Source organism: Pseudomonas sp. 22082, assembly GCF_052046055.1.
Lineage (GTDB): Bacteria > Pseudomonadota > Gammaproteobacteria > Pseudomonadales > Pseudomonadaceae > Aquipseudomonas > Aquipseudomonas pharyngis.
In genome coordinates this window covers 70388-87386 of record NZ_JBQEQB010000005.1, presented here as the reverse complement: position 1 = coordinate 87386, position 16999 = coordinate 70388, and the positions used below count along the sequence as shown (strand labels likewise).

Annotated in this window: 18 protein-coding genes; 5 read left to right on the top strand and 13 right to left on the bottom strand. The window is 60.5% G+C overall.

Translation table 11 applies throughout. The annotated features are described in order from the left end of the window. Nucleotides 1-84: 84 nt before the first annotated feature. The 4 genes from ACTJK9_RS07785 (at nucleotide 85) to ACTJK9_RS07770 (ending at nucleotide 5145) form a co-directional block, all read left to right on the top strand. The gene (locus ACTJK9_RS07785) at nucleotides 85-1857 is read left to right on the top strand and encodes an N-acetylglutaminylglutamine amidotransferase (protein ID WP_440813191.1); all 1773 of its coding nucleotides are present in this window, start codon (nucleotides 85-87) and stop codon (nucleotides 1855-1857) included. 3 nt (nucleotides 1858-1860) lie between these two features. Further along, on the top strand, nucleotides 1861-3606 hold the full coding sequence (gene ngg / locus ACTJK9_RS07780; protein WP_085612153.1) for an N-acetylglutaminylglutamine synthetase: 1746 nt from the start codon (nucleotides 1861-1863) through the stop codon (nucleotides 3604-3606). Between the two features lie 61 nt (nucleotides 3607-3667). Beyond that, on the top strand, nucleotides 3668-4858 hold the full coding sequence (locus tag ACTJK9_RS07775) for an osmoprotectant NAGGN system M42 family peptidase (protein WP_007950879.1): 1191 nt from the start codon (nucleotides 3668-3670) through the stop codon (nucleotides 4856-4858). Nucleotides 4859-4917: 59 nt separating this feature from the next. After that, the gene (locus ACTJK9_RS07770) at nucleotides 4918-5145 is read left to right on the top strand and encodes a YheU family protein (RefSeq protein ID WP_003192759.1); all 228 of its coding nucleotides are present in this window, start codon (nucleotides 4918-4920) and stop codon (nucleotides 5143-5145) included. Nucleotides 5146-5151: 6 nt separating this feature from the next. Here the strand turns inward: ACTJK9_RS07770 and csrA are convergent, their stop codons facing one another. From csrA to ACTJK9_RS07755, 3 genes are all read right to left on the bottom strand, one after another. Then, complete coding sequence (csrA, locus tag ACTJK9_RS07765) at nucleotides 5152-5337, bottom strand: carbon storage regulator CsrA (RefSeq protein ID WP_039770603.1); 186 nt, start codon at nucleotides 5335-5337, stop codon at nucleotides 5152-5154. 138 nt (nucleotides 5338-5475) lie between these two features. Beyond that, entirely contained in the window at nucleotides 5476-5808 is a 333-nt protein-coding gene (locus ACTJK9_RS07760; RefSeq protein WP_007950874.1) for a YnfA family protein, read from the bottom strand. 64 nt (nucleotides 5809-5872) lie between these two features. Next, nucleotides 5873-6688, bottom strand: a complete 816-nt coding sequence (locus ACTJK9_RS07755) for an SDR family oxidoreductase (RefSeq protein WP_064598482.1) — start codon at nucleotides 6686-6688, stop codon at nucleotides 5873-5875. Nucleotides 6689-6944: 256 nt separating this feature from the next. On the opposite strand from ACTJK9_RS07755, the gene ACTJK9_RS07750 reads away from it, so the two are divergent. Next, nucleotides 6945-7103 carry a DUF3309 family protein gene (locus ACTJK9_RS07750; RefSeq protein WP_169432680.1) on the top strand — a complete coding sequence of 53 codons (159 nt, stop codon included), beginning with the start codon at nucleotides 6945-6947 and terminating at the stop codon, nucleotides 7101-7103. 61 nt (nucleotides 7104-7164) lie between these two features. Here the strand turns inward: ACTJK9_RS07750 and ACTJK9_RS07745 are convergent, their stop codons facing one another. From ACTJK9_RS07745 to ACTJK9_RS07700, 10 genes are all read right to left on the bottom strand, one after another. Beyond that, nucleotides 7165-9258 (bottom strand): LTA synthase family protein, encoded by a 2094-nt coding sequence (locus ACTJK9_RS07745; RefSeq protein ID WP_064598484.1) that lies wholly within the window; start codon nucleotides 9256-9258, stop codon nucleotides 7165-7167. A gap of 313 nt (nucleotides 9259-9571) precedes the next feature. Further along, on the bottom strand, nucleotides 9572-10177 hold the full coding sequence (locus tag ACTJK9_RS07740; protein WP_085612152.1) for an START domain-containing protein: 606 nt from the start codon (nucleotides 10175-10177) through the stop codon (nucleotides 9572-9574). 41 nt (nucleotides 10178-10218) lie between these two features. Next, the gene (locus tag ACTJK9_RS07735) at nucleotides 10219-10473 is read right to left on the bottom strand and encodes a YkgJ family cysteine cluster protein (protein WP_007950870.1); all 255 of its coding nucleotides are present in this window, start codon (nucleotides 10471-10473) and stop codon (nucleotides 10219-10221) included. A 166-nt stretch (nucleotides 10474-10639) separates the two neighbouring features. Next, a complete protein-coding gene (locus tag ACTJK9_RS07730; RefSeq protein WP_221397891.1) occupies nucleotides 10640-11113 on the bottom strand; it encodes a translation initiation factor 2 in 474 nt (157 codons plus the stop codon). A 74-nt stretch (nucleotides 11114-11187) separates the two neighbouring features. After that, complete coding sequence (locus ACTJK9_RS07725) at nucleotides 11188-12627, bottom strand: aminotransferase-like domain-containing protein (protein WP_039770612.1); 1440 nt, start codon at nucleotides 12625-12627, stop codon at nucleotides 11188-11190. Nucleotides 12628-12828: 201 nt separating this feature from the next. Next, complete coding sequence (locus ACTJK9_RS07720) at nucleotides 12829-13641, bottom strand: OmpA family protein (RefSeq protein WP_064598489.1); 813 nt, start codon at nucleotides 13639-13641, stop codon at nucleotides 12829-12831. Next, nucleotides 13638-13994 carry a DUF4398 domain-containing protein gene (locus ACTJK9_RS07715; RefSeq protein ID WP_172829501.1) on the bottom strand — a complete coding sequence of 119 codons (357 nt, stop codon included), beginning with the start codon at nucleotides 13992-13994 and terminating at the stop codon, nucleotides 13638-13640. Before ACTJK9_RS07715 ends, ACTJK9_RS07720 begins: the two co-directional genes overlap by 4 nt. A gap of 9 nt (nucleotides 13995-14003) precedes the next feature. Then, complete coding sequence (locus tag ACTJK9_RS07710) at nucleotides 14004-14840, bottom strand: substrate-binding periplasmic protein (protein ID WP_221397892.1); 837 nt, start codon at nucleotides 14838-14840, stop codon at nucleotides 14004-14006. An 81-nt stretch (nucleotides 14841-14921) separates the two neighbouring features. Beyond that, complete coding sequence (locus ACTJK9_RS07705; RefSeq protein ID WP_085612148.1) at nucleotides 14922-15866, bottom strand: electron transfer flavoprotein subunit alpha/FixB family protein; 945 nt, start codon at nucleotides 15864-15866, stop codon at nucleotides 14922-14924. Next, nucleotides 15867-16616, bottom strand: a complete 750-nt coding sequence (locus ACTJK9_RS07700; protein WP_440813181.1) for an electron transfer flavoprotein subunit beta/FixA family protein — start codon at nucleotides 16614-16616, stop codon at nucleotides 15867-15869. Nucleotides 16617-16999 lie beyond the last annotated feature (383 nt).

Genomic DNA, 16999 nt, shown 5'->3' with positions numbered 1-16999 from the left:
CCCAGCCGGGTCAGTTTCTGAGTACCGGCCATTTCGGCGCGGTGCAGTGACACCTTCCCCAACGGAAAAACCGGTAAGGACCTTATGTGCGGATTAGCTGGCGAGTTACGTTTTGATCAACAACCTGCAGACCTTGCAGCCATCGAGCGAATCACCCATCACCTGGCGCCTCGCGGCCCCGACGCGTGGGGCTTCCATGCCCAGGGACCGATTGCCCTGGGCCATCGACGCCTGAAAATCATGGACCTGTCGGACGGCTCGGCGCAGCCGATGATCGACAGCCAATTGGGCCTGTCCCTGGCCTTCAACGGCGCGATCTACAACTTCCCTGAATTGCGTACCGAACTCGAAGCGCTCGGGTACGCGTTCTATTCCGGCGGCGACACCGAAGTGCTGCTCAAGGGTTATCACGCCTGGGGCGAAGCGCTGCTGCCGAAACTCAATGGCATGTTCGCCTTCGCCATCTGGGAGCGTGATGCCCAACGCCTGTTCATCGCCCGCGACCGTCTCGGCGTCAAGCCGCTGTACCTGTCGCGCACCGGCCAGCGCCTGCGTTTTGCCTCGACCCTGCCGGCCTTGCTCAAGGGCGGCGACATCAACCCGATCCTCGATCCGGTGGCGCTCAACCATTACCTGAATTTCCACGCCGTGGTACCTGCGCCGCGCACCTTGCTGGCCGGTATCGAAAAGCTGCCGCCAGCGTGCTGGATGCGCATTGAAGCGGACGGCACCACCGAGCAGAAAATCTGGTGGACCCTGCCCTACGGACCACACGACGACGAAAAAAACCTGACCCTGGAAGACTGGCGTGACCGCGTGCTCGACAGCACCCGCGAAGCCGTGGCGATCCGCCAACGGGCAGCGGTGGATGTCGGCGTGCTGCTTTCCGGCGGTGTCGATTCGAGCATGCTGGTGGGCCTGTTGCGCGAAGTCGGCGTGGAGAACCTGTCGACCTTTTCCATCGGTTTTCAGGATGCCGGGGGCGAGCGCGGTGACGAATTCCAGTATTCCGATCTGATCGCCAAGCACTACGGCACCCAGCACCATCAACTGCGCATCGACGAAAAAGAAATCATCGAGCAACTGCCCGCCGCGTTCCGCGCGATGAGCGAGCCGATGGTCAGCCACGATTGCATCGCCTTCTATCTGCTGTCGCGCGAAGTCGCCAAGTACTGCAAAGTTGTGCAGAGCGGCCAGGGCGCCGACGAGTTGTTTGCCGGTTATCACTGGTATCCGCAAGTCGACGGCGCGGCCGATCCATATGCGGCCTATCGCCAGGCGTTCTTCGACCGCAGCTACGACGATTACGCCGCGACCGTGCAGCCGAAATGGCTGACTGCCAATGACGCCGCCGGCGACTTCGTGAAGGAACATTTCGCACAGCCTGGCGCCGATGCGGCGGTCGACAAGGCTCTGCGCCTGGACAGCACGGTGATGCTGGTGGACGACCCGGTCAAACGCGTCGACAACATGACCATGGCCTGGGGCCTGGAGGCGCGCACGCCGTTTCTCGACTATCGACTGGTGGAATTGTCGGCCCGCATTCCGGGCCAGTTCAAACTGCCGGACGGCGGCAAGCAGGTGTTGAAAGAAGCCGCGAGACTGGTCATCCCCAGTGAAGTGATTGACCGCAAGAAAGGTTACTTCCCGGTGCCGGGGCTCAAGCATTTGCAGGGCGATACCCTGAACTGGGTGCGCGAACTGCTGCTCGATCCGAGTCAGGATCGCGGCCTGTTCAACCCGGTGATGCTCGATAAATTGCTGACCGATCCACAAGGCCAACTGACCCCGTTGCGCGGCTCCAAGCTGTGGCAACTGGCGGCTTTGAACCTGTGGCTCAGCGAACAAGGAATCTGATCGATGAAACCTCACGCCACGGCTTACAGCCAACGCCTGCTGCGCGGTCAGACGCCGTCCTACGAACGCTTGCAGGCGCGCCTGGCCGAAGATGGCAGCGAGCCTGCCGCCGAACCGATCGCGGTGCATTGCGGCTGGGGCCGATTGCTCATCGGGCACACCTTTCCCGATCCAGCCAGCCTTGCCCGGGAACTGCTCAACGAGCAACCAGGCGAGCGCGACATTGCTCTGTACGTCGCCGCGCCGCAGCAGATTCTCGGCCTGGAACCGACCCAGCTGTTTCTCGATCCGTCCGATACCCTGCGCCTGTGGTTCAGCGATTACCGTCAGGCCACCCGCGTGTTTCGTGGCTTCCGCATCCGTCGTGCGCAAAGTGACGCGGACTGGCAGGGGATCAATCAGCTGTATCAGGCGCGCGGCATGCTGCCGATCGACGCCACCTTGCTCACCCCGCACCATCAGGGCGGCCCGGTGTACTGGCTGGCGGAAGACGACGACAGCGGCGCGGTGATCGGCAGCGTCATGGGCCTCAATCACCAGAAGGCTTACAACGACCCGGAAAACGGCAGCAGCCTGTGGTGCCTGGCGGTCGATCCGCAGTGTTCGCGCCCCGGGGTCGGCGAAGTGCTGGTGCGTCATCTGATCGAACACTTTATGAGCCGGGGGTTGAGCTATCTCGATCTGTCGGTGCTGCACGATAACCGCCAGGCGAAAAACCTCTACGCCAAACTCGGTTTTCGCAACCTGCCGACGTTCGCCATCAAGCGCAAGAACGGCATCAATCAGCCGCTGTTTCTCGGCCCTGGGCCAGAGGCGCAGTTCAACCCTTACGCGCGGATCATCGTCGAGGAAGCCCATCGACGCGGCATCGACGTGCAAGTGGATGACGCCGATGCCGGGCTGTTCACCCTCAGTCACGGCGGGCGCCGGGTGCGTTGCCGCGAATCACTGAGCGACCTGACCAGCGCCATCAGCATGAACCTGTGCCAGGACAAGAGCCTGACCCACAAAGTGTTGAAAGCCGCCGGGTTGAATGTGCCGTCGCAGCAGTTGGCAGGGAACGCGGACGACAATCTGGCGTTCCTCGATGAACACCAGCGAGTGGTGGTCAAACCGCTGGATGGCGAACAGGGCCAAGGCGTGGCGGTGGATCTGCAGACCATCGAGGAAGTGCAGCAGGCCATCGAAGCGGCCAGACAGTTCGACACTCGCGTATTGCTCGAAAGCTTCCATGAAGGCTTCGACCTGCGGATTCTGGTGATCGGTTTCGAGGTGGTTGCAGCGGCGATCCGCCGGCCGGCGGAGGTGGTCGGTGATGGCCATCATTCCATCGGCGCCCTGATCGAAGCCCAGAGTCGGCGCCGGCAAGCGGCGACCAGCGGGGAAAGCAAGATTCCGCTGGATCACGAAACCCAGCGCACCCTGCACGCAGCCGGTTACGACTACAGCAGCATCCTGCCGGCCGGTGAGCATCTGTTCGTGCGGCGCACGGCGAATCTGCACACTGGCGGCACGCTGGAAGACGTCACGGCGATTCTGCATCCGACCTTGGCCGAGGCCGCCGTGCGTGCGGCCCGCGCCCTGGAAATACCCATGGTCGGACTCGACCTGATGGTGCCGGCGGCGGATCAACCACAGTACGTGTTCATCGAAGCCAACGAGCGGGCGGGTCTTGCCAACCACGAGCCGCAACCGACGGCGGAGCGGTTTGTCGATCTGTTGTTTCCGCACAGTCAGCCGGCCGTTTGATCTCTCTTCAGCGTCATTCCCGCGTTGAACGCGCGAATGACGCCCCGCAACAGGAGTTTCCATGACCACCCAAATTCCCGAACCAGATTTGAACTACCTGCAAAAAGTCCTGCTGGAAATGCTCGCCATTCCCAGTCCCACCGGGTTCACCGACACCATCGTGCGTTACGTCGCCGAGCGTCTGGAGGAGCTCGGCATTCCCTTCGAGATGACCCGTCGCGGCACGATCCGCGCCACCCTCAAGGGCAAGAAAAACAGTCCCGACCGCGCAGTATCGGCGCACCTGGACACCATTGGCGCCGCCGTGCGCGCGGTGAAAGACAACGGCCGCCTGACCCTGGCGCCGGTGGGCTGCTGGTCAAGTCGATTCGCCGAAGGCAGTCGCGTCAGCCTGTTCACCGACAACGGCGTGATTCGCGGCAGCGTGTTGCCGCTGATGGCTTCCGGGCATGCATTCAACACGGCTGTGGACGAGATGCCGATCAGTTGGGACCACGTCGAATTGCGTCTGGACGCCTACTGCGCGACCCGCGCCGATTGCGATTCGCTGGGCATCAGCGTTGGCGATGTGGTGGCCTTCGATCCGCTGCCGGAGTTCACCGAAAGCGGCCACATCAGCGCCCGACATCTGGACGACAAGGCCGGTGTCGCCGCGCTGCTGGCCGCGCTGAAAGCCATCGTCGACAGCGGTCAGGAGCTGATGATCGACTGTCATCCGCTGTTCACCATCACCGAGGAAACCGGCAGCGGTGCAGCGGCGGCGTTGCCGTGGGACGTCAGCGAATTCGTCGGCATCGACATCGCCCCGGTCGCGCCGGGCCAGCACTCCAGCGAACACGCGGTGAGCGTGGCAATGCAGGATTCCGGCGGCCCGTACGACTATCACTTGTCGCGGCATTTGTTGCGTCTGGCGGGTGAGCACGAACTGCCAGTGCGCCGCGACCTGTTCCGCTATTACTTCAGTGACGCCCACTCGGCGGTCACCGCCGGTCACGACATTCGCACCGCCCTGCTCGCCTTCGGCTGCGACGCGACCCACGGTTACGAACGCACGCACATCGACAGCCTCGCGGCGCTCAGTCGCTTGCTGGGGGCGTACATTCTGAGTCCGCCGGTGTTCGCCAGCGATGCGCAACCGGCCACCGGGTCACTGGATCGCTTCAGTCATCAGATCGAGCACGAGACGCAGATGGAGAGCGACACCCGTGTGCCGTCGGTGGACAGCCTGGTGGGGCAGCGTTCGGACAGTTGAGTCTGGCCCTCGGCGATCATTCGCCGTAGCATCCCGACATTGATTTAGCCGAGGTGCCCATGCTGATTCCCTACGACGCGCTCGAAGTCGACACCCTCACCCGCCTGATCGAGGATTTCGTCACCCGTGACGGTACCGACAACGGTGACGACACGCCGCTGGAAACCCGCGTACTGCGGGTTCGCCAGGCGCTGACCAAAGGCCAGGCGCTGATCGTTTTCGATCCGGAAAGCGAGCAATGCCAGTTGATGCTCAAGCACGACGTGCCCAAGCACCTGTTCGACTGAAAACGGTCAGCGGCCCTTGCCGCTGGCCTGTTTGCGCTGGATCCGTTCGTAGACCTCGGCGCGATGCACGCCGATCTGCTCCGGCGCTTCGACGCCGAACCGCACGCTGGAGCCGTTGACCGCCAGAACGCGCAAAGTGATGTTGTCGCCGATGGAAATCAGTTCCCCGACAACACGGCTGAGTACAAGCATGGGAGGTGTCCTTCAAGGTTTGCGAGCCTTGAAGATGCGCGGCTTTCGAGCGCCCTACAATGCATGCCGGGCAATTCAGTCATTCCCTACGCGCCAAGGCGCGCAAGCCTTCAGACGTTTCCTTCAGGCCTGCAAGATTCAGCTCGCGGAAAACCGCGGCCCGAACAGGATCACACTGGCCCCGATCACACACAGCGCCACACCGATCCAGTCCGAACCCAACGGGCGGATGCGCTCGACCACCGCCAGCCAGCCAATCGAAGCAATGATATAGATGCCGCCATAAGCGGCGTAGGCGCGACCGGCGTAGGTCGCTTCGACGCGTGTCAACAGCAGCGCAAAGAGAGTCAGACTGATCAGTGCCGGGATCACCCACAAGGCGCTCTTGCCCTGGCGCAACCACATCCAGAACGCGAAACAGCCGGCGATTTCGAACAGCGCGGCGAGAAAAAACCACAGGTAGTTGAGCATGCAAGACATCTCGTCAGGGTGACTGTTGCGGCCACCCTAACGATGCGACGAACCCCGGGCAAGTTCAGCCGTTGTTCTGTTTGGCCTTGGCGCGCATCTTCTCGGCCATCGCGGTCATTTCGTTGTACAGCAATTGCGGGTTTTTCTGTTTGAGCGCCCAGGCCATGCGCCCTTGTTCGTGGGGCAGGATCATGAACTCGCCGGCCGCGACTTGCTGGTAGATGTAGTCCGCAATGTCGCTGGCGGTGATCGGCGAACTTTCCAGCAACTTGCCGACCTGGGCTTTCATCGCCGGCGTCGGGCCCCGGAAAGAGTCCAGCAGGTTGGTCTGGAAGAACGACGGACAGACCACATGCACACCGATTTCCTGCTGAGCCAGTTCGATCAACAGGCTTTCCGACAGGGCCACCACTCCGGCCTTGGCCACGTTGTAGTTGCTCATCGCCGGGCCCTGCATCAGCGCGGCCATCGAGGCGATGTTGATGATCTTGCCCTTGCTCTGCTCCAGCAGCGGCAGGAATGCCTTGCAGCCCTTGACCACGCCCATCAGGTTGATCGCGATCTGCCAGTCCCAGTCCTCCAGCGACAACTCGCTGAAGAACCCGCCCGACGCCACACCGGCGTTGTTGACGATGATGTCGATGCCGCCAAGTTTCACTTCGCAGGCCTGGGCGAACGCCGTCAGCTGGCTGTAATCGCGCACGTCGCAGCGCTGGATGAAGCCGTCGCCGCCGGCCTCACGAACCAGTTTCAGGGTCTCTTGCAAACCGGGCTCGCTGACGTCGGACAAGGCCAGTTGCCAGCCTTCACGCGCCCAGCGCAGCGCGATTTCGCGACCCAGGCCAGAGCCCGCGCCAGTGATCATCATGCGATTTTGCATAGCAGACAGCCTTGTTGTTCCGGGGAAGATGCGCGGAGTGTAGCGAAGGATACGCAGCGACCCACGCTCCATCAGATTGCTGAATGGCGAGGGCAAACCGCGACAACAAACGAAATAAGCGAGCGAGCCAAATACCTTAAAAAAACATTGAATTTTCTTTCATGCGCACCAGTCGGAATTTGTAAGCCGGCTGGATTTAGTTCAACTTCCAGCTGCCCTTGAACACCAAGACTTCACAGACACTATCAACAAGGAAATAGACATGGGCACAATTCTAATCATCATCCTGATCCTGTTGCTGATCGGTGGTCTGCCGGTCTTCCCGCACTCCAGAAGTTGGGGTTATGGCCCTTCGGGCATTATCGGCGTAGTGCTGGTAGTCCTGTTGGTGCTGTTGTTACTCGGTCGGATATGACTGTTTGACCGACAAAAAAAAGAGGCCCTGTGAAGGGCCTCTTTTTTATTGTGCCGACTGATCAGTCCGGCTTGCCGTTAACCACACCGGCGGTATTGTCGATCAGGCTCTTGGTGGCCGTTTGCAGAAACGCTTCGAGCTTGAGTTTCAGCTCGGCAGTGCGCGGTGCATCCGGAATGATTTCAGCAGAAGGATTCGCGCCCAGTTGGTACTGGTAGATCTTCGGCGCCATTTCCTTCTCTTTCGGCAGTACCAGGATCTGGTCAGCGGTGACGATGGCAGTGGTCTGCTCGCTGCCCGACGGCTTGATCACACCGAAACCGGTGTCACCCTGCGGCAGGTTCAGCAGATCGCGGCCCCAGCACTGATGGCGCACTTCGCCACCGAGGCGACCCATGATGGTCGGCACGATGTCGATCTGGGTGCCCACGGTGTGGTCACGGGTACCGAATTTTTCCTGGATGCCCGGTGCGATCATCAGCATCGGCACGTTGAAGCGACCCAGGTCCATTTCGGTGATCTGACGCTCGTTACCGAAACCATGGTCGCCGACGATGACGAACAGGGTTTCCTTGAAGTACGGCTCCTTGCGAGCCTTCTCGAAGAACTGGCCCAGCGCCCAGTCCGCGTAACGCATGGCGGTCAGGTGCTCGTTGAGCGGGCCACGGTCGGTGACGCGCTCGACCGGCAAGGGAGTCGGCAAGGCGTACGGCGTGTGGTTGGACAGGGTCTGCAGCAGCGCGTAGAACGGCTTGCCGTTTTCCCGCGCCTTGAGCTCCACCAGACCACGGTCGAACATGTCCTGGTCGGACACGCCCCAGGTCGGATCGGAGAACACCGGGTTCACGAAGTCGTTACGGCCGACGAAGTTGGTCATGCCCTGGTTGCTGAAGAAACCGGACTGGTTGTCCCAGGCAAAGTCACCGTTGTAGACGTAGACATCGTCATAGTCACGCGCACTGAGCAACTGCGGCAGGCCGGACAGTTTGTGGCTGCCTTCCGGGGTCTGCATCAGGTATTCGAAACCCGGCAGGTTCGGGAAGCACGCCATGGTGGCGAACATGCCCTGGTGGGTGTGGGTGCCGTTGGAGAAGAAACGGTCGAACAGCAGGCCTTCCTTCGACAGCTTGTCGAGGTACGGCGTGATGTTGCCCGGCGCGCCCAGTGCGCCCACCGAGTGACCGGCCATGCTTTCCATCAGGATCACGACGACGTTCTTGATCGGCAGGGTCTTGTCGGCAGGCGGCGTGTATTCACGACGCACGGCGGCAATATCGGCATCCACCAGTTTGTCGTCCGGCATCACCAGCATCTCGCGCACCACTTTCTGCGCCTGATCCTGCGGCAGCGTGGCTTTCCAGATGTTGTCACGGTCCTCGCCCATCCGGTCCTTGGCCGCCGCGATCAGCGACAGCGTGCCGTTGAGGCCGAGCTGGTTGGCGAAGTTCGAATCGGTGGTGTAAACGTCACCCCAGCGCAGCGGCGGGCCTTGACGCAGGGTGCCGCGAGCCGCCACCACGCAGATCAGCAGGCACACCACGAACACCGCCAGACGCGCATACCAGGGCGCCACTTGACGGGTGCCGACGTTGCCACCGCTGAACGGGCCACGCGGACGGGTCAGACGATCGGCGCCCTTGAATGCCAGGGTCAGGATCAGCGTGCCCACGGCCCAGGCCAGCAGGTAGCGCACCACCGGAAAACCGTACCAGAGCATGCTCATCACGGTTTTCGGGTCTTCCTTCACGTACTGGAACACCAGGCCGTTGAGGCGCTGGTGGAACTCGCGATAGAAGTCCATCTCCATCAGGCCGAGGAACAGCGCGATGCTCGAAGCAACGGTCAGCCACAGACGGAAGAACCCGCGCGCCGCCATGGCCCGGGCACTGAACAGCGCCAGCACCAGCGGAATGCAGACGTACACCACCAGCCGAATATCGAAGCGCAGGCCGTTGGCGAAGGCTTCGAGGAAAGTCGAGGCCGGGGTGTCGAGGATCATCTCGCGGTTGTAGACCAGCAGCGCGAGGCGCAGCACGGAAAACATCACCATCATGACCAGCGCGCACAGAAGCGTGTAGGCCAGATGCGATTTGACGGTCGGTTGCAGCAGGCGACTGGAAGATCGCTGCTGACTCAGGGCGTCCGGGTTTGCCATGTCGTTTTAGGACCCATTGGAAGTTGAAGTTGCAAAAATTCAGCTGCGCCCTGCCCTCTGTTGGCCATTCCAGGCCCCGGGGCTTGCGCGGAGCGCAAATGTTGCACGATCACCGGCGGCATTGCCATTGATTAGTACCCGCTGCCGGACACTTTCATTCAAGGCACAGCGCCGCGGGACAGGTACAAACAGCGCGGGCGAATTGTCTTGGAGACTTTGTGAAAATTTCGTTCAACGCATATCCGGAAACACAATAAACCTGGAAAACAAAACGCCCCGAGTTCTTCGGGGCGTTTACAGATGAACGCGATGTTTACTTCTCGGCGCGTTCTTTCAAGGCTCTCAGGGTATTGAACGGTGCGTCGACCACAAACTTGTTGGCGATCATGGAAGGCACGCTGCCGCCCGGCTCGGTGTGAACCTGATAGGTCACTTCAACCTGATCGCCCTTTGGCACGAACTTCCAGAAGCCTTTGACCTGAGCGACCCGCACAAAGCCCTTTTCTTCAGGCAGGTATTTCGGCACGCCTTCCAGATTACGGGTCAGGCTGCCATCGGCACCTTCAACGGTGGTGACATGCAGGATGGAGTCGCGCGGGGTAACCGGCCATGGCGTATTGAACTGGGTGTAGGTCCAGCTCTGGTCGCCTTCGTGCTTGAGCAGTTTCTGAGTCTTGCACTCGTGAATCCATGCGCAGGCCCCGGACACGTCTTCCTGCAAGGCGCGCAGTTTGGCAATGGTGGTCTTCATCACGGTCACACCCTGATAAGACTTGTAGTCCGAACCCGGCACTTCGCTCAGGGAGACCTTGATGCCGTCCTCGTTCTTGGCGACTTTCCAGTCTTCAGCCTGGGCAACCGAGGTGGCCAGCGCGGCAGTCAAACCACACAACACAGCGATACGATGCAGCGAACCCATAGTCTTATTCCTTATTGTTGAAGTTCCGTTCGTTTGACACATCACGCCGCCGTCATCTGCTCCCACCAGCCGAGCAGTCTGATCGCGTCTTCCTGGCTGCTGCCGCAGACTTCGGGATCGGCCTTGAATCCTGAACAGACCGCCGGACGTTCCGGTCGGCCGAAAATGTTGCACAGGTTATCGACCGACAACTGCACGCAGCGTTCACCGGCAGGTTTGCCATCGGGCATGCCTGGAATCGGCGAACTGATGGAAGGGGCAATGCAGCAGGCGCCACAGCCTTCACGGCATTTCATGACGACGCGTTCCTCGCAGCGGGCAATGTGTTAAAGGGACGCGGAACAGGGTAACCGCTTAAACGGCTGTTTTAAATTGCCTGAACCGGGGTTTTTACGCAGAAACGAAAGTGACTGACCAGTCTCCGACAAAGCGTCTGGTCTGCGGGTCACCGATGGGGACGATTTATTGCTTGAACTCGAAATCCAGTGCCGCGCCTTCGACTTCGCGGCGCTCCTCATTGCGCAGTTGCAGCTGCATTTCGTTGCTGAGCAAACGGCCGTTGAGCTGGAACCCGCTGTTTTTTTCACCAAACATCTGCGGCAGGACCGGATCGCGCTTGGGCAGCGTCACGGAACCGGGAGGTTTCAACTCCTGAACCATGTCTTTCGGCAGGCTCAAATCGAGCTTCGCAGGCGGCAGCGGCGTCTTGGCCACCTCCTTCGCCGATTTCGACTTGGAGGCTACCGGGGCGCGCTTCTTGGCGGGAGCAGCCTTATTCTGCGGTGTTTTTTTCGCTTGAACGGTTTTCTTGGCCGTGACCGGTTTTTTTGCCGTGGCAGTCGCCGGCGTCTTTTCCTGAGCCGCCATGGCGCCAGGGACCTGACCCATCATCAGCAGGCAGAGCACAACCCAGACGGCAGAAAATTTCGCTTTCATGAACCCAACGAAGCTAACGGCAGAGGGCCATATGCTCGCTTGTTGGGCGTCACATGACAAGCTCCGCCATTGGTTCAAAATCCGCCGGCCATCTCCTGGCAGAGCTGGGTGGCCAACATGCCGAGGGTCATCAGCGCCCGTTCCGCCTCGCGATTCCACGGGATGCCGCAATTCAACCGGATGCAGTGGTTGAACTGTTCGGTGTTGCTGAAGATCAACCCCGGCGCAATGCTGATGCCCTGTTGCAGCGCCCGCACGTGCAATTCCTGGGTGTTGACCCGTCCCGGCAGGCTGACCCACAGAATGAATCCGCCGGTCGGCCGGGTCATCTGTGTGCCTTCGGGAAAGTGCTGCTGAACCGCCAGCTGGAATGCGCTGAGATTTTTCCGGTATTCCTGGCGGATGTACCGTAAATGCCGGTCATAGCCGCCGTTTTCCAGGTAGGCCGCGATAGCCATTTGGGTGACGCTGCACGCGGAATGGGTGCTGAAAGTCTGCAAGCGCTGGATTTCCTGCTGGTACTTGCCGGCGATCATCCAGCCGATGCGCACACCGGGCGATAACGTCTTGGAAAAACTCGAGCAATAGATCACTCGATCGAGCCGGTCGTAGGCCTTGAGCGACTTGGTGCGACCCTGCTCGAACATCAACTCGCCATAGATGTCGTCTTCGACGATCTGGATATCGAAGTCCGAGGCAAGGCGCAGCAGTTGTTTCTGGCGCTCTTCGGGCATGGTGCCACCGAGTGGATTGCTCAGGCGAGTGGTCAGCACCAGCGCCTTGATCGACCATTGATTGGCCGCCAGTTGCAGGGCTTCGAGGCTCATGCCGGTGGCGGGGTCACTGGGGATCTCGATGACTTTCAGGCCCAGAAGGTCGGCCAATTGCAACAGACCGTAATAGGTCGGTGATTCGGCGGCGATCAGGTCGCCGGGGCGGGTCAGCACCCGCAACGACATCTGCAACGCATCGACGCAGCCGTGGGTGATCACCACTTCCGAAGGGTCAACGACCACGCCTGCATCACGCATGCGGATCGCCACCTGCCGGCGCAGCGGCTCGAAACCGGGGCTGAACATGTAGCTGAACGCCCGAGGGCTGTGAAAGCGGGTGACCTTGGCCAACTGCTGATGCAGGGCCCGCACCGGCAAATAATCGACACTCGGCACCGCCGCCCCCAGCGGGAACACGCCTTCACGACGGGATTCGACCAGCACTTGCTGAATGATACTGCTGCGGGTGACCAGGCCTGGCCGCTCGACCCGGGCGATGTCTGGCGTGGGCGCCGTCAGTGCGGGAGTCTGGTGCACGTAGTAGCCGGACTGCGGCCGCGCACGGATCAGGCCCTGATCCTCGAGGTTGGCGTAAGCCTGCAACACCGTGGCATGGCTGACGTTGAGCTGCGAACTCATCTTGCGCACCGAAGGCACGCGCTCGCCCGGTTGATAGACGCCACGGCGGATATCTTCGGCCAGCTGTTGAGCAATACGTTGGTAGAGCAAGAGATTGGTCATGACGCAGCACTCGATTTCACGGGCGTTTTATTCTTGTGTGAAACAATACCGGAACAGTTTGGAAGTGTACTGGGACAGTTGCCATATTAGTCAACCATACAGTGCTGTGTCGGTTAAATCTGTACTGCTTTGTGAGGTAATCGACAGACGTAAAAAAACCCGGTGCTGCCTGACAGCCCGGGCTTTCCAGTAACGCCACCCTCAGCGGGCGGCGCCGAGCTGGCCTTTTTCGTCGGAGAACACGATTTCCACTCGACGGTTCTGCGCACGCCCACGCTCGGAAGCGTTGGCGTCCACGGGATATTCATCACCGTAGCCTTCGACCTGAATGCGTTTTTCGTCGATGCCCAGGTCCGTCAGCACGTCAGCTACCGACTGCGCACGGTCACGGGATAGCTTGAGGTTTTCCTGCTTGCCGCCAGTGCTGTCGGTGTAACCCTCGATCCGCACGATGCGTTTCGGGTTGAGTTGCAGAAACTGCACGATCTTCAGCACCACGCGGTTGGCAGAGTTTTTCAGTTCGGCCTCACCGGTGTCGAACAGCACGTCACCCAGGGTCATCACCAGGCCACGGTCGGTTTGGGTAGTGGCCAGTGCAACGATCTGTTCTTCCAGCCATTTACCCTGCTGTTGCACACTCAGCAGCTTGGACTCGCGCAGGGCCAGTTGCAGGCGCTGGCGTTCAAGTTCCAGCTTCGCCACACGCTCTTCGTTGAGCACCTGATTGGTGTGCTCACGAGCGATTTCGCTATAGCGCTGACTCAGATAGGCGTAATGCACCACGTCCGAGCCACTGCCCCAGTACGTCGACAGACGATCGGCACGGGCCAGCGACTCACCGGCGCGGATCACGTCTTTCGGCGCGATACGCAGCACGTTGGAATCTTCCTTGACCTTCTGGAAGTCGGTGCTGGCCTGCTGCAATGCGGATTCGCTGTGCTGACCGGCGCAGCCGTACAGGCTGGCGCAACCGGCGAGGATCAGAGCACCGAGAGTTTTGGACTTCAGGCTCATTGGGCATCCCCCAGTTGCTTGCGCAGTCGGACGATACGGGTGTTGAGCACGTTCACTTGCTCTTCGCTCTTGCGGGTCAGGACTTTGGCTTCCGCCAGACGTGCGTCGAGTTCGGCCTGTTCGAAGCGCATCCGCGCATTCTTGTAAGACTCACCCGCCATGCTGCCTTTGGCCCGGTTGAACTTGTCCTCGGCCAGTTTCATCTCCGGCACGTCTTCGGCGGTGGCGCCCACGGCTTTGGCTTGCTCAAGGGCCTGCTCGGTCAGGCGCATTTGTTCGTTGGGTGCCGGATCGCTGGCGCAACCGGCCAGGGCCAGAACGGCCATGGCCGCGAAAAGAAGTCGATTACTCACTAAGAATCCCTACTGTTTTGGGGCGCTGACAGGTGGTTGCGGCGGCTGTTGCTGCTGCGCCTTCCAGCGCTCGATGTTGCGTTGCAGCGCGGCTTCCGTCAGGCCGGACGCGGGCAATTCTGTCATCTTTTTGGCCAGCTGTCCGCGCAACCACGGATCGTTGCAGGCCGAGTTGTGCGAAACCGCGAGGAACAGACCGGGCCGGTCGATGGGTTGTTCGAAGGCCAGCAGATCGTTGGCCATGCCCAAGGCCTGCGCGGCCGCCATGCCCGAGTAGCGACCGGCGAGTACATATTCCACTTCGCCCAGCAGAAGTTTCTGAAACGCCTGGGTCAGGTTTGCCGTACGGGTCAGGGTCAATTGCTGCTCGGCGATAGCGCCAAATGCCGGGGTCATTCGAGACTTTTCCGACAAGCCGCCGGTATGCCCGTGCAGGTCCTTGGCTTCGCTGTAGACCAGGGTCGACCCCTTGCGCGTCCACACCAGGTAATCGTTTTCCAGTAACGGCGGGTGTATGTAGTCGAGGTTTTCCAGCTCATTAAAGGTCAGCGGTGCGTCGGCCAGCATGTCCATGCGCCCGCTGCGCACTTCATCGAGGGCCTGGGAGCGCTTGCCGGCGTACAAAAGATCGACCTTGATCCCCAACTCCTTGGCCACCTGTTGCAACAGATCGGCACTTGCACCGATCAGTTGTTTGGGGTTCTGCGGATCCTGCCAGAGGTACGGCGGTGCATCCGGGCTGCCGGTGACGACCAGCCGCTCGCACTTGCCAGCCGCCACTGACAGGCCCGGCAACAATGCCAGCCCCAGCAACCACGAGCAGCTCAACCGACGATGCAGATCCATGGCGAAACGCTCCCACTCAAATCCCGGACAAAAAAAAAGCCCGACTAAAAGGTCGGGCTCTTTATAAGTGAAGCAGCCGGATTAGACCAGCTTCTCCAGCTCAGGTACGGCTTCGAACAGATCCGCCACCAGGCCGTAATCGGCCACCTGGAAGATCGGTGCTTCTTCGTCCTTGTTGATCGCAACGATCACTTTGGAGTCTTTCATGCCGGCCAGGTGCTGGATCGCGCCGGAGATACCGACGGCGATGTACAGCTGTGGCGCAACGATCTTGCCGGTCTGGCCGACCTGCATGTCGTTCGGTACGAAACCTGCGTCGACCGCTGCACGGGAAGCACCGACGGCAGCGCCCAGCTTGTCGGCCAAGGCGTACAGGTGTTTGAAGTTGTCGCCGTTCTGCATGCCGCGGCCGCCGGAAACGACGATCTTGGCAGCGGTCAGCTCAGGACGATCGGACTTGGCCAGTTCTTCGCTGACGAAGCTGGAAGTGCCGGCGTTGTGAGCAGCAGCAACCGCTTCAACAGCAGCCGAACCACCTTCAGCGGCAACCGGGTCGAAACCGGTAGCACGTACGGTGATCACCTTGATCGCAGCGGTCGATTGCACGGTAGCGATGGCGTTACCGGCGTAGATCGGACGCTTGAAGGTGTCAGCGCTTTCGACCGAGATGATCTCGGATATCTGGTCAACGTCCAGCTGGGCAGCAACGCGCGGCAGGATGTTTTTGCCGTTGGAAGTAGCGGCAGCCAGGATGTGGCTGTAGCCAGCGCCCGCGCCTTCATGGGCAAGAGCAGCAACCAGCGGAGCAACGTTTTCCGGCAACTGATGCGCGTAAGCGGCATTGTCAGCATTCAGGACTTTGCTCACGCCCGCGATTTTCGCAGCGGCTTCAGCCACGGCGCCAGCGCCCTGGCCTGCAACCAGAACGTGGATGTCGCCGCCGATTTTGGCAGCAGCAGCCACGGTGTTCAGGGTGGCCGGAGCCAGCACTTTGTTGTCGTGTTCAGCAATAACCAAGATAGTCATTTAGATTACCTTCGCTTCGTTTTTCAGTTTCTCGACCAGTTCAGCCACCGACTTGACCTTGATGCCCGCGCTGCGTGCAGCCGGCGCTTCGACTCTCAGGGTCTTGTTGGTGGAGGCGGTGGAAACGCCCAAAGCGTCCGGAGTCAGCGTCTCGAGAGGCTTCTTCTTGGCTTTCATGATGTTTGGAAGGGACGCATAACGCGGCTCGTTCAAACGCAGGTCGGTGGTGACGATCGCTGGCAACTTCAGGGAGACAGTCTGCGCGCCGCCGTCGATTTCGCGGGTCACGGCAACGCTGTCGCCGGAGACTTCGACTTTCGAGGCGAAAGTACCCTGACCGTAGCCGCTCAGTGCAGCGAGCATCTGGCCGGTCTGGTTGTTGTCGCTGTCGATGGCCTGTTTGCCCAGGATCACCAGCTGAGGCTGTTCCTTGTCGACCACGGCCTTGAGCAGCTTGGCCACGGCCAGGGAAGTCAGGTCTTCAGCGGATTCGACGAGGATGGCGCGGTCGGCACCCAGAGCCAGTGCGGTACGCAGCTGTTCCTGAGCGGTGGACGGGCCGATGGAGACGACGACGATTTCAGTCGCAACGCCTTTTTCTTTCAGGCGTACGGCTTCTTCCACTGCGATTTCGCAGAACGGGTTCATCGACATCTTGACGTTGGCGAGGTCTACGCCGGAATTGTCCGCCTTGACGCGAACCTTGACGTTGTAATCCACAACGCGTTTGACAGCTACAAGAACCTTCATGGATTCCTCGTTACTCTCCGGTGAAAAGAAAGTCGCCTAGGCGAACCTGGCGGTTGATGCTCATCGGGCACAAGGGCACCTCTAAAAACGTCGGCTGAGCGGGATGACCGTTCGTCAGTCGTGACCGACGAGTCATGCCGCCTCGCGGTGTGTAAACTGCGCGCCAAACTTGCGCTGCGCATCACCGGTTACCGCCTACGCCCTGTCTTTAGAGGTGCTCTTGAAACCACCATTCAGCCTACGGCGAGCGCAAAACCGCCCGTATCTTGACCGGAACGCCCATTCTGGTCAATACGCCAAAATGCCCTGTCATAAGCCGCGCTTCTTTGATTTCTCTGGGCTGGAGCCAATTCAAACAAACGTTTGTATTGGACGCTTAGAGT

What these genes read in the sequence shown, in the direction of transcription:
- ACTJK9_RS07700 (WP_440813181.1), bottom strand. Translation starts at nt 16,616, where the DNA reads ATGAAGGTTCTTGTAGCTGTCAAACGCGTTGTGGATTACAACGTCAAG.
- ngg (WP_085612153.1), top strand. Translation starts at nt 1,861, where the DNA reads ATGAAACCTCACGCCACGGCTTACAGCCAACGCCTGCTGCGCGGTCAG.
- ACTJK9_RS07735 (WP_007950870.1), bottom strand. Translation starts at nt 10,473, where the DNA reads ATGAAATGCCGTGAAGGCTGTGGCGCCTGCTGCATTGCCCCTTCCATC.
- ACTJK9_RS07720 (WP_064598489.1), bottom strand. Translation starts at nt 13,641, where the DNA reads ATGAGCCTGAAGTCCAAAACTCTCGGTGCTCTGATCCTCGCCGGTTGC.
- ACTJK9_RS07740 (WP_085612152.1), bottom strand. Translation starts at nt 10,177, where the DNA reads ATGGGTTCGCTGCATCGTATCGCTGTGTTGTGTGGTTTGACTGCCGCG.
- ACTJK9_RS07775 (WP_007950879.1), top strand. Translation starts at nt 3,668, where the DNA reads ATGACCACCCAAATTCCCGAACCAGATTTGAACTACCTGCAAAAAGTC.
- ACTJK9_RS07760 (WP_007950874.1), bottom strand. Translation starts at nt 5,808, where the DNA reads ATGCTCAACTACCTGTGGTTTTTTCTCGCCGCGCTGTTCGAAATCGCC.
- ACTJK9_RS07755 (WP_064598482.1), bottom strand. Translation starts at nt 6,688, where the DNA reads ATGCAAAATCGCATGATGATCACTGGCGCGGGCTCTGGCCTGGGTCGC.
- csrA (WP_039770603.1), bottom strand. Translation starts at nt 5,337, where the DNA reads ATGCTTGTACTCAGCCGTGTTGTCGGGGAACTGATTTCCATCGGCGAC.
- ACTJK9_RS07725 (WP_039770612.1), bottom strand. Translation starts at nt 12,627, where the DNA reads ATGACCAATCTCTTGCTCTACCAACGTATTGCTCAACAGCTGGCCGAA.
- ACTJK9_RS07770 (WP_003192759.1), top strand. Translation starts at nt 4,918, where the DNA reads ATGCTGATTCCCTACGACGCGCTCGAAGTCGACACCCTCACCCGCCTG.
- ACTJK9_RS07730 (WP_221397891.1), bottom strand. Translation starts at nt 11,113, where the DNA reads ATGAAAGCGAAATTTTCTGCCGTCTGGGTTGTGCTCTGCCTGCTGATG.
- ACTJK9_RS07785 (WP_440813191.1), top strand. Translation starts at nt 85, where the DNA reads ATGTGCGGATTAGCTGGCGAGTTACGTTTTGATCAACAACCTGCAGAC.
- ACTJK9_RS07705 (WP_085612148.1), bottom strand. Translation starts at nt 15,866, where the DNA reads ATGACTATCTTGGTTATTGCTGAACACGACAACAAAGTGCTGGCTCCG.
- ACTJK9_RS07710 (WP_221397892.1), bottom strand. Translation starts at nt 14,840, where the DNA reads ATGGATCTGCATCGTCGGTTGAGCTGCTCGTGGTTGCTGGGGCTGGCA.
- ACTJK9_RS07745 (WP_064598484.1), bottom strand. Translation starts at nt 9,258, where the DNA reads ATGGCAAACCCGGACGCCCTGAGTCAGCAGCGATCTTCCAGTCGCCTG.